At 68.8% G+C, this 18,498-nt stretch carries 17 protein-coding genes; 9 read left to right on the forward strand and 8 right to left on the reverse strand.

Annotated elements, in window-relative coordinates; all coding sequences use genetic code 11:
* Positions 1 to 50 precede the first annotated feature (50 nt).
* Genes eat through eutC form a run of 3 tightly spaced genes read left to right on the forward strand, consistent with a single transcriptional unit; the run spans position 51 to position 3,647 of the window.
* On the forward strand, positions 51 to 1,415 hold the full coding sequence (gene eat / locus ACORQU_RS18805; protein ID WP_491642536.1) for an ethanolamine permease: 1,365 nt from the start codon (positions 51 to 53) through the stop codon (positions 1,413 to 1,415).
* A gap of 10 nt (positions 1,416 to 1,425) precedes the next feature.
* A complete protein-coding gene (locus ACORQU_RS18810) occupies positions 1,426 to 2,817 on the forward strand; it encodes an ethanolamine ammonia-lyase subunit EutB (RefSeq protein WP_491645178.1) in 1,392 nt (463 codons plus the stop codon).
* Positions 2,814 to 3,647, forward strand: coding sequence for an ethanolamine ammonia-lyase subunit EutC (gene eutC / locus ACORQU_RS18815; protein WP_491642537.1), 834 nt, complete (start codon positions 2,814 to 2,816; stop codon positions 3,645 to 3,647). The genes ACORQU_RS18810 and eutC overlap by 4 nt, the downstream gene beginning before the upstream one ends.
* A gap of 164 nt (positions 3,648 to 3,811) precedes the next feature.
* Here eutC and ACORQU_RS18820 read toward each other — a convergent pair whose 3' ends face one another.
* The 5 genes from ACORQU_RS18820 to efp all read right to left on the reverse strand — a co-directional run bounded on the left by ACORQU_RS18820 (position 3,812) and on the right by efp (position 8,071).
* Positions 3,812 to 4,489, reverse strand: coding sequence for a phytoene/squalene synthase family protein (locus ACORQU_RS18820; protein WP_491642539.1), 678 nt, complete (start codon positions 4,487 to 4,489; stop codon positions 3,812 to 3,814).
* On the reverse strand, positions 4,489 to 5,172 hold the full coding sequence (locus ACORQU_RS18825) for a phosphoglycolate phosphatase (protein ID WP_491642541.1): 684 nt from the start codon (positions 5,170 to 5,172) through the stop codon (positions 4,489 to 4,491). The genes ACORQU_RS18820 and ACORQU_RS18825 overlap by 1 nt, the downstream gene beginning before the upstream one ends.
* Positions 5,173 to 5,183: 11 nt before the next feature.
* The gene (gene ubiG, locus ACORQU_RS18830) at positions 5,184 to 5,900 is read right to left on the reverse strand and encodes a bifunctional 2-polyprenyl-6-hydroxyphenol methylase/3-demethylubiquinol 3-O-methyltransferase UbiG (protein WP_491642543.1); all 717 of its coding nucleotides are present in this window, start codon (positions 5,898 to 5,900) and stop codon (positions 5,184 to 5,186) included.
* An 82-nt stretch (positions 5,901 to 5,982) separates the two neighbouring features.
* Positions 5,983 to 7,329: a TRZ/ATZ family hydrolase gene (locus ACORQU_RS18835; RefSeq protein WP_491642544.1), complete on the reverse strand. Its 1,347-nt coding sequence runs from the start codon at positions 7,327 to 7,329 to the stop codon at positions 5,983 to 5,985.
* Between the two features lie 175 nt (positions 7,330 to 7,504).
* Positions 7,505 to 8,071, reverse strand: coding sequence for an elongation factor P (gene efp / locus ACORQU_RS18840; protein ID WP_271645564.1), 567 nt, complete (start codon positions 8,069 to 8,071; stop codon positions 7,505 to 7,507).
* A 105-nt stretch (positions 8,072 to 8,176) separates the two neighbouring features.
* Here efp and epmB point away from each other — a divergent pair, with 105 nt between their 5' ends.
* Together epmB and ACORQU_RS18850 are read left to right on the forward strand one after the other, a co-directional pair.
* The gene (gene epmB, locus ACORQU_RS18845; protein WP_491642546.1) at positions 8,177 to 9,223 is read left to right on the forward strand and encodes an EF-P beta-lysylation protein EpmB; all 1,047 of its coding nucleotides are present in this window, start codon (positions 8,177 to 8,179) and stop codon (positions 9,221 to 9,223) included.
* Positions 9,224 to 9,327: 104 nt separating this feature from the next.
* Complete coding sequence (locus ACORQU_RS18850; protein ID WP_491642547.1) at positions 9,328 to 11,403, forward strand: EAL domain-containing response regulator; 2,076 nt, start codon at positions 9,328 to 9,330, stop codon at positions 11,401 to 11,403.
* Between the two features lie 92 nt (positions 11,404 to 11,495).
* On the opposite strand, the gene htpX is transcribed toward ACORQU_RS18850, so the two are convergent.
* The gene (htpX, locus tag ACORQU_RS18855; RefSeq protein ID WP_491642549.1) at positions 11,496 to 12,386 is read right to left on the reverse strand and encodes a protease HtpX; all 891 of its coding nucleotides are present in this window, start codon (positions 12,384 to 12,386) and stop codon (positions 11,496 to 11,498) included.
* A 110-nt stretch (positions 12,387 to 12,496) separates the two neighbouring features.
* Here htpX and gluQRS point away from each other — a divergent pair, with 110 nt between their 5' ends.
* From gluQRS to phbB (ACORQU_RS18875), 4 genes are all read left to right on the forward strand, one after another.
* Positions 12,497 to 13,402, forward strand: coding sequence for a tRNA glutamyl-Q(34) synthetase GluQRS (gluQRS, locus tag ACORQU_RS18860; protein WP_491642550.1), 906 nt, complete (start codon positions 12,497 to 12,499; stop codon positions 13,400 to 13,402).
* A 39-nt stretch (positions 13,403 to 13,441) separates the two neighbouring features.
* Positions 13,442 to 14,182, forward strand: a complete 741-nt coding sequence (gene phbB / locus ACORQU_RS18865; RefSeq protein WP_491642551.1) for an acetoacetyl-CoA reductase — start codon at positions 13,442 to 13,444, stop codon at positions 14,180 to 14,182.
* 140 nt (positions 14,183 to 14,322) lie between these two features.
* Positions 14,323 to 14,832: a polyhydroxyalkanoate synthesis repressor PhaR gene (gene phaR / locus ACORQU_RS18870; protein ID WP_491642553.1), complete on the forward strand. Its 510-nt coding sequence runs from the start codon at positions 14,323 to 14,325 to the stop codon at positions 14,830 to 14,832.
* A 73-nt stretch (positions 14,833 to 14,905) separates the two neighbouring features.
* A complete protein-coding gene (phbB, locus tag ACORQU_RS18875) occupies positions 14,906 to 15,643 on the forward strand; it encodes an acetoacetyl-CoA reductase (protein WP_491642554.1) in 738 nt (245 codons plus the stop codon).
* 13 nt (positions 15,644 to 15,656) lie between these two features.
* On the opposite strand, the gene ACORQU_RS18880 is transcribed toward phbB (ACORQU_RS18875), so the two are convergent.
* Entirely contained in the window at positions 15,657 to 16,568 is a 912-nt protein-coding gene (locus ACORQU_RS18880; RefSeq protein ID WP_491642555.1) for a M48 family metallopeptidase, read from the reverse strand.
* A 9-nt stretch (positions 16,569 to 16,577) separates the two neighbouring features.
* Positions 16,578 to 18,452, reverse strand: a complete 1,875-nt coding sequence (locus ACORQU_RS18885) for a formylglycine-generating enzyme family protein (RefSeq protein ID WP_491645179.1) — start codon at positions 18,450 to 18,452, stop codon at positions 16,578 to 16,580.
* Positions 18,453 to 18,498 lie beyond the last annotated feature (46 nt).

Here is an 18,498-nt window from a genome sequence, read left to right on the forward strand (position 1 = left end):
CCAGGCTGGGCCGCGCTCCATCTCCTCCCCCTGCTTTGGAGATGCGCGTGATGTCGAGCGAACAACTCAAACCCACCCTGGGCACCCTGCACCTGTGGGGGATCGCCGTGGGCCTGGTGATTTCCGGCGAATACTTCGGCTGGAGCTATGGCTGGGGCGTCGCCGGCACGCTGGGCTTTCTGGTCACCACGCTGGTGGTGGCGGCCATGTACACCTGCTTCATCTTCAGCTTCACCGAGCTGACCACCGCCATCCCCCACGCCGGTGGGCCGTTCGCCTACAGCTGGCGGGCCTTCGGCAATACCGCAGGGATGGTGGCCGGAATCGCCACGTTGATCGAGTTCGTCTTCGCCCCGCCGGCGATCTCGATGGCCATCGGCTCGTATCTCAACGTGCAGTTCCCCGATCTGGATCCGCGCCTGGCCGCGGTGGGCGCCTATGGGGTGTTCATGACCTTGAACATCCTGGGGGTGAGCATCGCGGCGACCTTCGAGCTGGTGGTGACCATCCTGGCGGTGATCGAACTGCTGGTGTTCATGGGCGTGGTGGCGCCGGGTTTCAGCTTCGCCAACTTCGCCGCCAACGGCTGGGCCGGCCAGGACCATTTCAGCGGCGCGGCGATCGCCGGCATCTTCGCGGCGATCCCGTTCGCCATCTGGTTCTTTCTGGCGATCGAGGGCGCGGCGATGGCCGCCGAGGAAGCCCGCGATCCACGACGCACCATCCCGCGCGCCTACATCGCCGGCATCCTGACCCTGGTGGCGCTGGCGTTCGGCACGATGGTGATGGCCGGCGGCGTGGGCGACTGGAAGGCGCTGAGCAACATCAACGACCCGCTACCGCAGGCAATGAAGGCGGTGGTCGGCGACAGTTCGGGCTGGTTGCACATGCTGGTGTGGATCGGCCTGTTCGGCCTGGTCGCCAGTTTCCACGGCATCATCCTGGGCTACTCGCGGCAGTTCTTCGCCCTGGCCCGCGCCGGCTTCCTGCCGCATGGGCTCGCGAAACTGTCGCGTTTCCAGACCCCGCACCGGGCGATCCTGGCCGGCGGCGTGGTCGGCATCGCCGCCATCTACAGCGACGGCGTGGTGACCCTGCAGGGCATGAGCCTGACCGCGGCGATGATCACCATGTCGGTGTTCGGCGCCATCGTGATGTACATCATGAGCATGCTGAGCCTGTTCAAGCTGCGCCGCAGCGAGCCCGCCCTCGAACGCAGCTACCGGGCGCCCGGTTATCCGCTGGTACCAGGCATCGCTCTGGCGCTGGCGGTGGTCTGCCTGGTGGCGATGGTGTGGTTCAACCTGCAGGTGGCCGGCGTGTTCGTGGTGCTGATGGCGCTGGGCATGTTGGTGTGCTGGCTGAGCCTGCGCCGCGGCGGACCGGAGCCCGATGCCATGGTCGAACGGGCATGAGCCGCGCCTGATGTCCGGCTTCCAGCAGATCGCGGGCGGTGAGCGCTGGCAGTTCGCCGATCTCAAGACCCTGCTGGCCAAGGCCACCCCGGCGCGTTCCGGGGATCGCCTGGCCGGGGTGGCCGCCGAGAGTGACCGCGAACGCGTGGCCGCGCAGATGGCGCTGGCCGAACTGCCGCTGAAACACTTCCTGGACGAGGTGGTCATCCCCTACGAGGACGACGAGGTCACGCGGCTGATCGTGGACAGCCACGATGCCGCGGCGTTCGCGCCGGTCGCGCACCTGACCGTGGGCGACTTCCGCAACTGGCTGCTGGGCGAGGACGCCACCGAGACCCGCCTGGCGGCCCTGGCCCCGGGGCTCATGCCGGAAATGGTCGCAGCGGTATCCAAGCTGATGCGCGTGCAGGACCTGATCCTGGTGGCGCAGAAGATGCGCGTGACCACGCGCTTTCGCAACACGCTGGGGCTGCGCGGGCGGCTGTCCACGCGCCTGCAGCCCAACCACCCCACCGACGACGCGGCCGGCATCGCCGCCAGCGTGCTGGACGGCCTGCTCTACGGCAACGGCGATGCGGTGATCGGCATCAACCCGGCAAGCGACAGCACAGGCGACATCATCGAACTGCTGAAGATGCTCGACGGCGTGATCCGTGGCTACGAAATCCCCACACAGGCCTGCGTGCTGGCCCACGTCACCACCACCCTGGAGGCGATCAACCGCGGCGCCCCAGTGGACCTGGTGTTCCAGTCCATTGCCGGCACCGAGGCCGCCAACGCCAGCTTTGGCGTCAACCTGGCGCTGCTGCAGCAGGGCTACGAGGCCGGCCTGTCGCTGGGCCGCGGCAGCGTCGGCGACAACGTCATGTATTTCGAGACCGGGCAAGGCAGCGCGCTGTCGGCCGATGCGCACTTTGGGGTGGACCAGCAGACCTGCGAGGTGCGCGCCTACGCGGTCGCGCGTCGGTTCAAGCCACTGCTGGTCAACACCGTGGTCGGTTTCATCGGCCCCGAATACCTGTATGACGGCAAGCAGATCATCCGCGCCGGGCTGGAAGACCACTTCTGCGGCAAGCTGCTGGGCGTGCCGATGGGCTGCGACATCTGCTACACCAACCATGCCGAAGCCGACCAGGACGACATGGACGTGCTGCTGACCCTGCTGGGCACGGCCGGGATCAACTTCATCATGGGGATCCCCGGCAGCGACGATGTGATGCTCAACTACCAGACCACCTCGTTCCACGATGCGCTCTACGCGCGCCAGGTGCTGGGCCTGCGGCCGGCGCCGGAGTTCGAGACCTGGCTGGAAAAGATGCAGATCCTGCGGCTGGACAATGGCCGCTTCGAGCTCGGGCGCGATGTCCCGGCCCCGTTCCGCAAGGCGCTGGCGCAGCTATGAGCGAGCATGACGCGCCAACGCCCCTGGCCATGCCCGATGCCTGGGCGCAGCTGCGACGCCTCACCCCGGCGCGCATCGCCCTGGGCCGCGCCGGTACCAGCCTGCCCACCCAGGCGCAGCTGGAGTTCCAGTTCGCCCATGCGCAGGCGCGCGACGCGGTGCATCTGCCGCTGGACGTCGCCGGCCTGCAGCACACCATCGGCGAACTGGGGTTGGAGGTCATCGCCCTGCACAGCGCGGCGACGGATCGGCATGCTTACCTGCAGCGGCCGGATCTAGGTCGCAAGCTGGACCAGGACGGCGCCCAGGCGCTGCGTGCGCACGCGGCCTTGGACAAGCAGCCGCACGCGCTGTGCATCGTGGTGGCCGACGGCCTGTCCGCGCTGGCCGTGCACGAACACGCCGGCCCGATGCTGCAGCGCCTGCGTGACCTGGCCTTGGCGCAGCAGTGGTCGCTGGCACCGATCTGCCTGGTCGAACAGGGGCGCGTGGCCATCGGTGACGAGATCGGCGACCTGCTCGGCGCCCAGGCCTGTGTCGTGCTGATCGGCGAGCGCCCGGGCCTGAGTTCACCCGACAGCCTGGGCGCCTACCTGACCTTCGGCCCGCGCGTGGGCCTGACCGACGCGGCCCGCAACTGCATCTCCAACATCCGCGTGGCCGGTTTGTCTTACGACACCGCCATGCACAAGCTGGCCTACCTGCTGGGCGAAGCCATGCGCCGCCAGCTCTCCGGGGTGCAGCTCAAGGATGAGGCGCAGGCGCCGACCCTGTTGGACAATGATGGACCCAGGCCCGGCAACTTCCTCCTGCTCGGGACGGAGGACTGATCGGACCCTATTTATTTTGCGCAGTGCGAATCAAGTTGTAGGCGCACCCGCAGGGCACGCCTATGCATGGACTCGTCGATTCCTGTAGAGCCGAGCTTGCTCGGCTGGGGTTCCATCGGCCATGCCGCAGCCGAGCAAGCTCGGTTCTACGCGAATCCGTCGCGTCACTGCCCACCACTGGCCGCGCGCCAGGCGGTCCACACCAGCTTGAATGGCTTGGCCGGCGTGCTGCCCTGCCCGTCGGCGTGCAGGTTGGCCAGGCGCAGGCGCAGTAGCGCGGCCATCAACCGGCGCGGGCGCGGACCGTCGATGCGCGCTGGCCAGCGTGCCAGCAGCGCGTCGCGCCAGGCGAAGGTGTTGGCGTGCGGCGGCACTTCCATCCAGCGGGCAAACAGCAGCTGTGCGGCCATCGGCTCCAGGGCGGTGGTCTGGCGCGCGCCTGGGAACAGCGCGGCTTCGACCCGGGCGATGGCGTTGCCCAGCGGCATCACCAGCGGCAGCGCCGCGTCGGGGGATTCGGGCAGCGAGCGCATTAGCGACAGGCCCGGCAGCGCATCGGCCAGCACCTCCCAGGGCGCGGTGACCGGCTCGAGCACGCGGCCCAGCGGATGCCTCGCGCGATGCCTGGACCAGTCGCGCAGTTCCTCGCCCCACCAGGCCAGCTTGGCGTCGGCGGGCAGCGGGTCGCCGGCGATGTTCATCGCGTCGAACAGCTCCTGCAGCAGCGCGAACCAGGCCTCGGCCAGCCGGCGCTGCGGCTCGGGCACGAAGGTCTGCACCAGCTGCCATTCCGGCCAACGGCTGCGCCATTTCTCCAGGAAGCTATGCAGCGCCTCGGACATCAGCGCGCCCCGCCCTGTGGCCAGACCGTCGGGTCCAGCAGTTCGGTGGCCTGTTCCAGCATCACATCGGCCTGCCAGTTGCGTGGATCGTCGTGCACCAGCCGATAGCCCCACAGCGCGGCGATCGACGCCATGCCCGCCGCACGCGCGGACTGGATATCGCGCTCGTCGTCGCCCACGTAGACACAGTCGGCGATGTCGGCCTCCAGTCGGCGCACGGCCTCCTGCAATGGCAGCGGATGCGGCTTGCGCTCGGGCAGGGTGTCGCCGCCGATCAGCACCGCGCAACGGTCCTGCCAGCCCAGCAGCGGCATCAGGTCGCGGGCCAGGCCTTCGGGCTTGTTGGTGACGATGCCCCATCGGCTGCCGGCCGCTTCCAGCGCGGCCAGCATCGGCTCGATCCCGTCGAACGCCACGCCGTGCTTGCCCAGTTCTTCGGCATAGACCCGCAGGAATTCCGGCACCAGCGCGTCACGCGCCTCGATGGACAGTTCCGGGAATGCGGCGCCACACATCGCCCGCGCGCCCTTGGACACGTGCGGACGGATCGCGTCCAGCGTCATCGGCGCCCGCCCGCGTATCGCCAGCATGCGGTTGACGGTGGCCAGCATGTCCGGCGCGCTGTCCAGCAGCGTGCCATCCAGGTCGAACAGGGCGACCTTCGGAAAACGGGCGTGCGACATCGAAGACCGGCTCAGGGCTTGCTCGCGCAGGCCAGGTAGTTGACCTCGGTGCGCCGGCTCAGGCGGGCCACGCCGCGCCAGGGCTCGTACACCAAGCCGCTGACATCGGTCATCTGCAGGCCGCTGCGGCGCACCCAGGCGGCCAGCTCGGAGGGCTTGATGAAGTCGGCATAGCGATGCGTGCCCTTGGGCAGCAGCTTGGCGATGTATTCGGCGCCGACCACGGCCAGGGCGAAGGCGGCCGGGGTGCGGTTGAGCGTGGACAGGAACAGCTGCCCGCCCGGCTTGAGCAACTGCGCGCAGGCCTCGATGATCGCGCCCGGGTCAGGGACGTGTTCGAGCATCTCCATGCAGGTCACCGCGTCGAAGCTTTCCGGCTCGGCCTCGGCCAGGGCCTCGACCGCGATCTCGCGGTAGTCCACTTCAACACCGGATTCGAGCTTGTGCAGACGCGCGGCCTTCAGCAGTTCCGGCGCCAGGTCGATGGCGACCACCTGTGCACCCGCCGCGGCCAGGGCCTCGCTGAGCAGGCCGCCACCGCAGCCCACGTCCAGCACGCGCTTGCCGGCCAGCGGCAGGCGGCTGGCCACGTACTGCAGGCGCACCGGGTTGAGCGCGTGCAGCGGCTTCTGCGGGCCGTCCGGGTCCCACCAGCGGGTGGCCAGCGCGCCGAACTTGTCCAGCTCGGCCTGGTGATAGTTGGCGTGGGCGTTGGGAGCGGGATTCATCGCAATTCCTCTTGGAACGTCGCAGCACGTGGCTGCGGAAAACGGCGACCAGCATGCGGGGTCGCCGCGTCGCCAGGCGTGATCAGCCCGGATGCAGGCCGGCGATGCGCTGGCGCCACTGGCGCGCATTGGCGACCACGCCGGCCATGTCGATCCCCACCGGCTGGCGCTCGATCAGGCGTGCGCGCCCATCGATCCACACATCGGTAACCTGGTGGCGGCCAGTGGCGTAGACCAGCTGGCTGACCACGTGGTGCAGGGGCTGGGTCTCCAGCGCGGACAGGTCCACGCAGGCGATGTCGGCGCGCTTGCCGACTTCCAGCGTGCCGACCTGCGCGTCCAGGCCGATCGCCTTCGCGCCCCCCAGGGTCGCGGCGCGCAGCGCGGCAAAGGCGTCCAGGCCGGCGGCGTCCTGGGCCACGGCCTTGGACAGGATCGCCGCGGTGCGGGTCTCGCTGAACATGTCCAGGTCGTTGTTGGACGCACAGCCATCGGTGCCGATGGCCAGGTTCACCCCGGCACGGGCCAGTGCGCAGGCCGGGCAGAAGCCCGAGGCCAGCTTGAGATTGGATTCCGGGCAATGCACCACCGACACTCCGCGCTCGGCACACAGGTGGATCTCGCCCTGGGTCAGCTGCGTCATGTGCACGGCGATGAGTCGGTCGTTGAACAGCCCCAGGCGGTCCAAGCGCGCGATCGGGCGCTGGCCGTAGTCGTCCAGCGACTGCTGCACCTCCTGGGCGGTCTCGTGCAGGTGCAGGTGCACCGGCACGTCCAACTGGTCGGACAGCATGCGGACCCGTTCGAAATTGGCATCGCTGACCGTGTACGGCGCGTGCGGGGCGAAGGCCATGCTGATCAGCGGATCGTCGCGCCACTGGTCGTGGACCTCGCCGGCGCGCTCGAAGTATTCGTCGTCGCTGCTGGCCCAGGCGGTCGGAAAGTCGATCACCGGCAGGCCCACGCGGGCGCGGAAGCCATGGTGCTTGTAGGTGGCCGCCTGCACGTCGGGAAAGAAATAGTTCTCGTTGACGCAGGTGGTGCCGCCGCGCAGCATCTCGGCGATCGCCAGGGTGATGCCATCGGCGATGAAGTCCGGCGCCATGACCGCCGCTTCCACCGGCCAGATGTGCTGCTGCAGCCAGACCTTGAGCGGCAGGTCGTCGGCGATGCCGCGCAGCAGCGTCATCGGGTTGTGGGTGTGGGCGTTGACCAGGCCTGGGATCAGCGCGGCCTCGGGCCGCTGCACGACCTGCTTGGCTTCGAAGCGGGCGCGGGCCTGCGCCGTGGGCAGGATGGCGACGATGGCCTCGTCGCGGATGGCCACGGCGTGCTGTTCCAGCACCACCGCATGCGGCTCCACGGGGACCACGAAACCGGCCTCGATCAACAGGTCACAGGATTCGGGAACGCCGGTGGATTCGCTCATGCTGGCTCGCTTGGGAAGGAGTGCCTCCCGGCCGCGGAAGGCGAGGAAGCGGAAGGCAGTCAGTTCGTCGTCGAACCTTCAGATCGTCGTCCCCACGTCGGCGGGGATGGCGGAGGCATGCCCCCGCCGGTGATGGCAAAGGCGAACGCCGCGCTGCGGCGTCCGCGCCATCAGGTCACTTCACGCGCGAAACGTACTCGCCGGTGCGGGTGTCGACCTTGATGATCTCGTCGGTGCCCACGAACAACGGCACGCGCACCACCGCGCCGGTTTCCAGCGTGGCCGGCTTGCCGCCGGTGCCGGCGGTGTCGCCCTTCACGCCCGGGTCGGTCTCGGTGATCTTCAGCTCGACGAAGTTCGGCGGCGTCACCTGGATCGGGTTGCCGTTGAACAGGGTGACCACGCAGGACTCCTCGCCCTTGAGCCACTTCTTGGCATCGCCGATGCCGGCCTCGTCGGCCTGCACCTGCTCGAAGGTCTCCTGCTGCATGAAGTGCCAGTACTCACCGTCGGTGTACAGGTACTGCATGTCGGTATCGACCACGTCGGCCGCTTCGATCGCATCGGTGCTCTTGAGGGTCAGCTCCTGCACGCGGCCCGAGCGGATCAGGCGGAAGCGCATGCGGGTGAAGGCCTGGCCCTTGCCCGGCTTGACGTAGTCGGTTTCGGTGATGATGGCGGGTTCGTTGTTGACCAGGATCTTCATCCCGTTCTTGACGTCGTTCATGCCGTAACTGGCCATGCGCAAAACTCCTGGAGGTGTGGCTAACCCGCCGCGCAGGGCGACCGGCCGGATACAATGGGAACGCCCGCCGCGACCGGCGGGCGCTTGCTTTCTGAAACCGCCATGATACCCGCAGCACACGTCTCCAGACAGCCGGTCCCGGCCTCGCCCGCCTCCTCGCCCGCCCCGTTGCAGCCGTCCGGCTGGCAGCAGGCGCTGCGCCAGGCCGTCCGCGACCCGGCCGAATTGCTGGCGTTGCTGGGCCTGGAGGGCCTGGTGCCGGCGATGTCCGGCGAGGCGGCGGCGCAGTTCCCGCTGCTGGCGCCGCGCGGCTTCATCGGCCGGATGCGCCACGGCGATCCGCACGATCCGCTGCTGCGCCAGGTTTTGCCGCTGGATGCCGAACTGCGCCAGGTACAGGGCTTTGGCCTGGATGCCGTGGGCGATGCGGCGGCGCGCTCGGCCACCGGCGTGATCCAGAAGTACCAGGGACGCGCGCTCATGGTGTCCACCGGCAGCTGCGCGATCCACTGCCGCTACTGCTTCCGCCGCCACTTCCCCTACGGCGAGCAGACCGCCGCCCGCGGCCACTGGGCCGAGGCCGTGGCGCGCGTGCGGCAGGACAGCAGCATCGATGAAGTCATCCTTTCCGGCGGCGATCCCCTGTCGCTGTCGACCGCCAAGCTGGCCGAACTGACCGACGCGCTGCAGCAGATCCCGCATCTCAAGCGCCTGCGCCTCCACAGCCGACTGCCGATGGTGCTGCCCGAGCGCGTGGACGCGCCGCTGCTGCGCTGGCTGGCCGCGCTGCCGTGGCCTGTGGCCTTTGTCCTGCACGCCAACCACGCCAACGAGTTCGACGCCGAGGTTGATATGGCGCTGGCCGCGTTGCGTGGCACCGGGGCCAGCCTGCTCAACCAGGCCGTGCTGCTGCGAGGGGTGAACGACAGCGTCCAGGCCCTGGCCGACCTGTCCGAACGCGGCTTCGCCGCAGGCGTGCTGCCCTATTACCTGCATCAGCTCGACCGGGTCCAGGGCGTGGCGCACTTCGAGATCGATGACGCGACCGCGCTGGCGCTGCATGCCCAGCTGTCGGCCAGACTGTCCGGCTACCTGGTGCCCAAGCTGGTCCGAGAGATCCCCGGCGACACCGGCAAACGCCCGTTGTGAGCGCCTCGGGCGGACGCTGCGACAGGTCGCGCCCGGGCCGTTCCGGAATGGACGCTGTGCCGGCCATGCTGTATTAAACGGCGTCCCCCGACAGAACCAGCGCAATGCAGATCGGCAAAGACACCCCCGTGCGGCTGATGATCGTGGACGACAGCGGCGAAGCGGCCGAGGCCGTCGTGAGCACCTTCCGCAACGATGGCATCGCGGTGCGGCCGCTGCGCCCCCTGGACCCGTCCGAGCTCGCCCAGCAGCTCAGCCACCAGCCGGTGGACCTGATCCTGGTGGCCAAGGGCTCCTCGGCGATCCCGGTACCCACCGTGCTGGCCCAGGTCGGCGCCGGCAGCAAGGACATCCCGGTCATCGTGATGATCGACGCGGTCGGCGATGCCAGCGTGATTGACGACCTGGTGGGCGGCGCCCGCGCCGTGGCGATGCGCAGCCGCCCGGACCACCTGCTCAAGGTGGCCCGCAAGGAATGGAGCGACCTGGAGTCCCGGCGCAGCCTGCGCCGGCTCGAAGCGCAGCTGCGCGAGACCGAGCGCCGCTGTGATGCGCTGATTTCCTCCTCGCGTGATCCGATCGCCTATATCCACGAAGGCATGCACATCCGGGCCAACGAGGCCTACCTGGAGATGTTCGGCTTCCAGGAGTTTGAGGACGTCGAAGGGCTGTCCCTGCTCGACCTGATCGCGCCCAAGGACGTGGAGGACTTCAAGCAGTTGCTCAAGCGCCTGGGCAAGGGCGAGCCGCCCCCGCCGCGCTACGAATGCGAAGCCCGCACGATGGAGGGCGAGGCGTTCCCGGCGGTCATGGAATTCGCTACCGCCACCTATGAGGGCGAGGCCTGCGTGCAGGTGGTGTTCCGCCGCCGCGAGCTGGACACCGAGCTGGCCCGCGAGGTCGAGGACCTGCGCCAGCGCGACGTGGTCACCGGCCTGCTGAATCGCCCGACCTTCCTGCATGCGCTGGAAGACGCCGTGGCCGCGGTCGGCGTCGGCGAGGACAGCCAGTACGGCCTGCTGCTGGCCGAGCCAGACCACTACGCGCGGCTGCTGCCGGATATCGGCCTGGACGCGGCCGACGCGCTGATCGCGGCCATGGCCGCCAAGTTCGCGGCCACGCTAGAGCCGGACATGCTCGCGGCCCGCTTCTCCGAGCATGGCTTCGCGGTGCTGTGCCGCGGCGACCATGCGCGCACCGCCGCACTGGCCGAGTCGCTGCGCGCGGCCTTCGCCTCCCATGTGCTGGAGGTCGGCCAGCGCTCGGTCACGGTGACCATCAGCCTGGGCGGCGTGCAGGTCGGCGAGAAGATCGCCAGCGTCAGCCAGGTCCTGGCCCGCGCCAGCGAGAACCTCGCATCGGTCGCCAGCCTGGGTGGCAACGGCGTGCAGATCTTCGACCCCTCCGCGGTGGATCGCGCCGAAGAGGAACGCATCCAGCGCATCCTGGACCTGGTGCACACCGCGCTGGCCGGCGAAGGCTTTTCCCTGCACTTCCAGCCGATCATTCCGCTGCTGGGCGAGCCGGGCGATTTCTACGAAGCCTTCCTGCGCCTGGAATCGGGCGGCGGCGACAAGGTCAACCCGGTGACCTTCCTGGCGATCGCCGAGGACGCCGGACTGCTGGCCCAGATCGACCAGTGGGTGATCACACGCGCCATTACCGTCCTGGGCGAACGCGAGCGCGCCGGACGCCCGACCCGGCTGATGGTGAAGGTCAGCCAGGCCTCCTTCGCCGACACCCGCCTGACCGAGGTGATCGCCCGCGAGTTGGCGGCCCAGGGGGTGCCGGGCGAGCGCCTTTGGCTGGAGACCACCGAGGCCAAGGTGTTCACCCATCTGCGCAGCGCTCAGCAGTTCCTCACCACCGCCGCGGGGCTTGGCTGCCGCGTCGGCCTCGAGCAGTTCGGCACCGGCCTGGACTCGTTCCAGCTGCTGGCGCATTTCACCCCGAGCTTCCTCAAGCTGGACCGCAGCTTCAGTCAGGATCACGCCCGCGCGGTGGAGAGCCAGGACAAGATCCGCGAGATCACCGCGCGGGCGGCCAACGACGGCATGCTCACCATCGCCGAGCATGTGCAGGATCCGGCAACAATGTCCTTGCTGTTCGGCGCCGGCCTGCACTACGTGGAGGGGCATTTCGTGGGACACGCCACTCCCGAGATGAGCTTCGACTTCTAGCGCTGGGCGCCGTCGACGCCGCATCGCGGCCGCGTACGAAAAAGCCCGCCTGATCGGCGGGCTTTTCATTTTTCGGATCAAGAAGCCGAGGATCAGGCCACGGTCGCCGCGCGCGCCTGCGTCGCGCGCAGCGCGGCGATGCGCTGCTCCAGCGGCGGATGACTCAGGAAGAGCTTCTTCAGCCCCTCGCCAACGCCGCCGGCGATGCCGAAGGCCTCGACCTGCGAGGGCAAGGTGCTGGTGGCGTGGTTGGCCTGCAGACGCTCCAGCGCGGCGATCATCTTCTGCCGGCCAGCCAGCGTCGCGCCACCGTGGTCGGCACGGAACTCGCGACGACGCGAGAACCACATCGCGATCATCGTGGCGAACAGCCCCAGCACCATCTCCAGCGCGAACACGATGACGTAGTAGGCGATGCCGCGGCTGTTGCCTTCGCGGTTACCGGACAGATAGCTGTCGATCACGCCGCCGATCACGCGAGCCAGCACGATCACGAAGGTATTCAGCACGCCCTGCAGCAGGGCCATGGTGATCATGTCGCCGTTGGCGACGTGGCTGACTTCGTGGCCCAGGACGGCCTCGGCCTCGTCGCGGTTCATTTGCCGCAGCAGGCCGGTGGACACGGCCACCAGCGCGTTGTTGCGGCTGGCGCCGGTAGCGAAGGCGTTGATCTCCGGGGCGTCGTAGACGGCCACTTCCGGCATGCCGATGCCGGCGGCCTCGGCCTGGCGGCGCACGGTCTGGACCAGCCACTGCTCGGCTTCGTTGCGCGGCGTTTCGATGACCATCGCGCCGGTCGCGCGTTTGGCCATCCACTTGGACATGAGCAGGGAAATGATCGAGCCGCCAAAGCCGAACAGCGCGGCCACGACCAGCAGCCCGGCCATGCTGGACGGATTGACGCCAAAGACCGCCATCACGACGCTGGCCAGGGCCAGCACCGCCAAGTTGGTCAGCATGAAGAGCGCGATACGGGTGAACACGGTGGACTCCGGGGAATGAAGTTGGCTGGCATGAATCTTGTGGACGCCCCCCTTTCACTTCAAGCTGGAAGCTGACCGCGCATTCAGCGATTTCCCGCCCGTTTTCCGCCATGTCCCCTGCTCCGTACCGCGGCCGTTTCGCGCCCTCGCCCACCGGCCCCCTGCACGCCGGCTCGTTGCTGGCCGCGCTCGGCAGCTGGCTGCTGGCCCGCCATGCGCACGGCGAATGGCTCTTGCGGATCGAGGACCTGGACCCGCCGCGGGAGATGCCCGGGGCCGCCCGGGCACAGCTGGAATTGCTGGAAATCATGGGGTTTTCAAGCGACTTGCCGGTGCTCTGGCAACACACCCGGAGTGCCGCCTATGCAGCCGCCTTGGACACGCTGCTGGCGCGTGGACTGGCATTCGAATGCCACTGCAGTCGCGCCGATCTGGCGGCCACCGGCGGTATCCATCGCCACTGCGTGGCACGCCGGCGCAGGCCTGATCCGGCCGTGCGGCTGCGCGTGCCCGGTGACTGCATTGTCACCTTCGACGATGGCTTGCAAGGTCCGCAAAGTCAGCATGTCGGACATGAGGTGGGGGATTTCGTGCTGCGCCGCGCGGACGGCCTGTGGGCCTACCAGCTGGCGGTGGTCGTGGACGATGCCGCGCAGGGCATCACCGACGTGGTGCGCGGGGCCGACCTGCTCGATTCCACGCCGCGCCAGATCCTGCTCCAGCGCGCGCTCGACCTGCCCACGCCACGCTATCTGCACCTGCCGCTCCTACTCGATGCGCACGGGCAGAAGCTGTCCAAGTCCGAGGGCGCCGACGCCCTGACGCCGGCCACGGCGCTGCCGGTCCTGCGTGCGGCCTGGCGGCAGCTGGGGCAAGCGTCCGGTCGACTGGACAACGCCAAGCTTCCATTGCAGGCATTGCAAGCGGCGGCAGAGCACTTCGACCCGGCGTTATTGCCCCGCAGCACCGGCCTTTACGCTGCAGCGCACAATAGCCATGCTGCAGGCGCACCCTAGAATCGTTGGGCCCACGCCTTTCTACAGCGATTGCTCTCCATGACGTCTCGCGTTGCAATGGTCACCGGCGGCACCGGTGGCATCGGCACGGCCATCTGCCGAAAGCTCTCCTCCCTGGGCCACCGCGTGGCCACCAACTACCGCGATCGCGACCGGGCCATGGCCTGGCAGGAGAAGATGCGCGCCGAAGGCCTGGACATCCTGCTGGTTCCTGGCGATGTCCGCTATGGGGACCAGGCCCAGGCCATGGTCGATGAGGTCACCGGCCGGCTCGGCCCGGTGGACATCCTGGTCAACAACGCCGGCATCACCCGCGACACCACCTTCCACAAGATGGAAGCGGACCAGTGGAGCGAGGTGATCGACACCAACCTCACCTCCGTGTTCAACATGACCCGGCCGGTGATCGGCGGCATGCGCGAGCGTCGCTGGGGCCGCATCGTCCAGATCAGCTCGATCAACGGACAGAAGGGCCAATACGGGCAAGCCAACTACGCGGCGGCCAAGGCCGGCATGCACGGCTTCACCATCTCGCTGGCACAGGAAAACGCGAAGTTCGGCATCACCGTCAACACCGTCTCGCCCGGCTACATCGGCACCGACATGGTGATGGCCGTCCCCGAGGACATCCGCAACAAGATCGTCGCCCAGATCCCCACTGGCCGCCTGGGCACGCCGGACGACATCGCCTATGCGGTGGCCTTCTTCGTGCCCGACGAGGCGGCCTGGATCACCGGCGCCAACCTCTCGGCCAATGGCGGCCAGTACATGGGCTGGTGAGCCCGATTCAGCCCCGTCCGAAACCTGTCACGGCGCACATCGGAACCGGACCATCCGGACCACAGACGCGCCAAAAGTATGGTTGCGCCGCAAAAAACCCAGGCGCATGCTCCGCGCACATTGAGTGAGGTGACCGCTACATGGCTGCGACCCGAATCATCAAGAAATATCCCAACCGTCGTCTCTACGACACTGAAATTTCCAGCTACATCACCATCGAGGACGTCCGCCAGCTCATCGTCGACGGCGAGGAATTCGAAGTCCGCGACGCCAAGAGCGGCGAGGACCTGACACGCCTGGTCCTGCTGCAGATCATCAGCGAGCAGGAGCAGGACGGCGAGCCGGTGCTCTCCACCCAATTGCTCAGCCAGATCATCCGTTTCTACGGCGACTCGCTGCAGGGCTTCATGGGCAACTACCTGGAGCGCAGCATGCAGATGTTCATGGACCAGCAGGCGCAGTTCCGCCAGCAGATGGGCAACCTGCTGGGGCAGACGCCGTGGGCGATGATGAACCAGCTCACCGAGCGCAACCTGGAGATCTGGCAGGAGTTCCAGCGCAACATGACCGCCGGGATGGGGCGTCCCACCGCGCGCCCGTCAGCCACCAAGGAACCGCCGCCGCGCGAGTCCGGCAAGTCGCGACGCTGACGCTCCCGTCCCGCACGCGTTCCATGACCCGCTCAACGGCGGGTTTTTTGTTTCTCCGTACAGAAGGACTCCCATGACCCAACGCATCGCCCTGGTCACCGGCGGCATCGGCGGCCTCGGCACGGCCATCTGCCGTGCGCTGACCGATGCCGGCCATCGCGTGATCGCCACCGACCTGCCGGCCACGCCCGAGCGCGTGGCCGCCTTTTCCGAGGCCACCGGGGGCGCGGTCCGCTTCGAACCGGCCGACGTGTCTGACCAGGCGCAATGCGCCGACCTGATTGCACGCATCCAGGCCGCCGAAGGCGCCATCGACATCCTGGTCAACAACGCCGGCATCACCCGCGACGCGACCCTGCGCAAGATGGACCTGGCGCAGTGGAATGCGGTGGTGCAGGTCAACCTGACCAGTGCCTTCCAGCTGTGCCACCACGCCATCGACGGCATGATCCAGCGCGGGCATGGCCGCATCGTCAACATCAGCTCAGTCAGCGGGCAGACCGGCAACTTCGGCCAGGCCAACTACGCCGCGGCCAAGGCCGGACTGCACGGGCTGACGATGTCGCTGGCGCGCGAGGTCGCGGCCAAGGGCATCACCGTCAACAGCGTGTCGCCGGGCTATGTGCGCACGCCGATGACCGCCGCGATGCCGGCGCACGTGCTGGAGAAGACACTGGCCGCGGTGCCGGCCGGGCGCCTGGGCGAGCCGTCCGACATCGCGCGCGCGGTGGCGTTCTTCTGCGAGGACGCAGCCGGCTACATCACCGGCGCCAACCTGCCGGTCAACGGCGGCTTGTTCATGGGGTTCTGAAGCCCTTGGCGATCTACAGCGCCTGATCGGCCGGCAAGGCTCCTGCACCGCAGTAACGATCATGGAACTGCTGGGCCTGCGGCATCAGCTGCTGGAGGTGGCCGATGCGGTTGGCCGGATCGGGGTGGGTCGAGGCGAATTCCGGCGGGCGCTGGCCGCCGTCCAGCTGTGACATCCGCTCCCACAGCGGGATCGCCTGGCGCGGGTCGTAGCAGGCCGCTGCCGCCAGCATCAGGCCGACCTCGTCGGCCTGCGTCTCGTGCCCGCGCCCGTAGGGCAGCACCACGCCGTACTGCACGCCGGCGCCCAGTGCGGCCATGGTCTGCTGGTCCATCCCGGACATGCCCGCGGCGATCTGGCCCATCTGCACCAGCTTCTGCTGGGCCATGCGCTGGGAACCGTGGCGCAGCAGCGCATGGGCGATCTCGTGCCCCATCACCACCGCCAGCGCATCGCGGGTCTGGGCGATCGGAATCAGCCCGGTATACACCGCGATCTTGCCGCCCGGCAGGCAGAAGGCATTGGCCTGGTCCGAGTTCAGCACGCTGACCTGCCACTGGTAGGAGGACAGGTCCGGAGGCTGCTGACCATGCGCCTTGGCCAGATCGGCCGCGACCTGGGGGGCCACCGCCACCAGGCGCTGGGCAATGGTCGCCACCTCCTGGCTGGTCGGGTCGCTGGCCGGCAACAGCGCACCCTGCTGGCGGGCCTCACCCAGCACCTGCTGGTAGGCCTGCACGCCCAGCTCGGACTCCTCGGCCGGGGTGGCACCGTAGTGGGCATCCTCGCCGGTGTATGGATCGGTCTGGCGGCTACCGAACCAGCTGAAGGCGGCATAGCCGGCGAAGGCCAGCAGGATCCACCAGCGGATGCCCCCGCCGCGGCGACGCCGCATGCCGCGATTGCCGTAGGCCGGGTTCTGCATGCGATTCCCCTAGATTCCGCGCACCACGCGAAAGCCGACGCGGGCGCTGGTCATGTCCGAGTCCTGCGAGCCGCGCCAGGCCGCGCGTGACTGCTGCGGCGAACTGGCCCAGGCTCCTCCCCGGACCACACGAGCCCGGCAGCCGGGATTGAACCACGCCACGCCATCGTCCGGGGCACGGCGGAAGCTGGCATGCCAGCAGTCGGCGACCCATTCGCTCACGTTGCCACCCACGTCGTACAGGCCCCACGCGTTGGGTTTGAAGGTCGCCACCGGCGACGGTCCCCAGTACCCATCGCCATAGCCAAAGAACGCGTTGGCCCAGTGGCGCCCGCTGGGCGAGGCATCGTTGCCCCCGGTCAGGTTGGCCACCCCCTCCGGAGGCGGCGACTGGTTGCCCCACGGATAGCGCCCCTGGCTGCCGGCGCGCAGGATGTACTCGAACTCCGCCTCGCTGAGCAGGCGATAGCCGCGCCCGGTCTGCTCGGCCAGCCAGTCGGCGTAAGCCTCGGCATCGCGCACGCTGACATGGATCACCGGCATGTCGTCGGCGGCCTTGCTGCCGTCGTAGCCGGACTGCCAGTCCACCCCGCTGCGGCGCACGAAGTTGCCGCTGCGCTCGTCGTAGACGATGGAATGCCCGCGCCGGGTGGCACGGGCGCGGTAGTCGGTGGCCTGGACGAAGCGCCGGAACTCGCCCACCGTCACCGGCGTGCGCGAGACCGCGAAGCCACGATCGAAGCGGACGTAATGCGCCGGCTTCTCCGCGTCGCTGGCACCAGGCTCGTCGTCCTCGGCGCCCATGCGGAAGCCGCCGTGCGGCACCACCACCATGGTCGGCGCGCGGCCGCCGGAGGACATCGCATCGGTGAAGGCCTGTCCGGGACGGAACAGGCCGTAATGGGTGGCCAGGTCGATGCGCTGGCGCAGCTCGGCGGCCACCGGGTCGCCCGGCATGGCGATACGCAGCGCGGCCGCCAGTTTCTCCCGCGCGCTCTTCAGCCCCATGGGTGTGCCCAGTTCGGCCAGCCCCGCATCACGCAGGGCCGCGATCTGTCGCGCGCGCTCCTGTTCGATCCGGGCCTGCGCATCGGCCACGGTCGGGGCGTCCTTGCGGATGTTGGCCGCCAGCCCTAGCCAGCGCGCTGCCGCATCGAAATCCGACGCCCGCGCGGCCGCTTCGGCCCGACCGATGAAGGCGCTCTCGGTGGCCGCCATGCCCTGGGTGGCCCGCGCCTGTCCCGGCGCGAGCTGCAGCACGTTGCGGAACGTGGTCAGTGCGCCGTCCCCGCCCGCCTCGCCCAGGATCCCCTGTCGCAACTGGCTCTCCCCGGTGGCGTTGAGCCGGGCGAGCTGCTCGGCCAGGTCGACCTGGGACAGAAACGGATCGGTGCGCGGATCGTCCGGCAGGACCGTGCGCACCACCGCGGCGATCCTGACCGCCCGGGCCAGTGCCTCGGAATCGTCCTCCGCCGCGGCCACCGCCTTGGCCCCCTGGGCCAGCAGCGCGGTGGCCGCACGCGCCAGTCCGCGACTGGCGACCTTGTCCTCCGGATCGCGCCGCAACAGGGCCAGGTACAGGGGGATCGCATCGCGCGACTGTTCGAAAAGATCTCCCGCACGCAGCGCCGCGGCAGCGTCGCGTCGGGCCTGGCGGACCGCGTCGTCGGCGATCTCCACCTGTGGCGCATCCCAGTTCAGGCCGGCATCGGTGGTGTCGTCGTCGCGCACGGTGACGCTGGGCGTGCGCGAGGTGGTCACCTGCGCGGCGGGCGAGGCCTGCGGCGAAGAGACCGGCGCCACGGCCTGCGGGCGTTCGCCACAGGCCGCCAGCAGCAGCAGCAAGATCAGCCCGGGGGCGATGTACCGCAATGTGCCTCCCATCATGTTTCCGGGTCCCGGCGGACAAAGGACGTTAGGCTATTGTCGC

The sequence above is a fragment of the Pseudoxanthomonas sp. JC1303 genome (assembly GCF_058448525.1).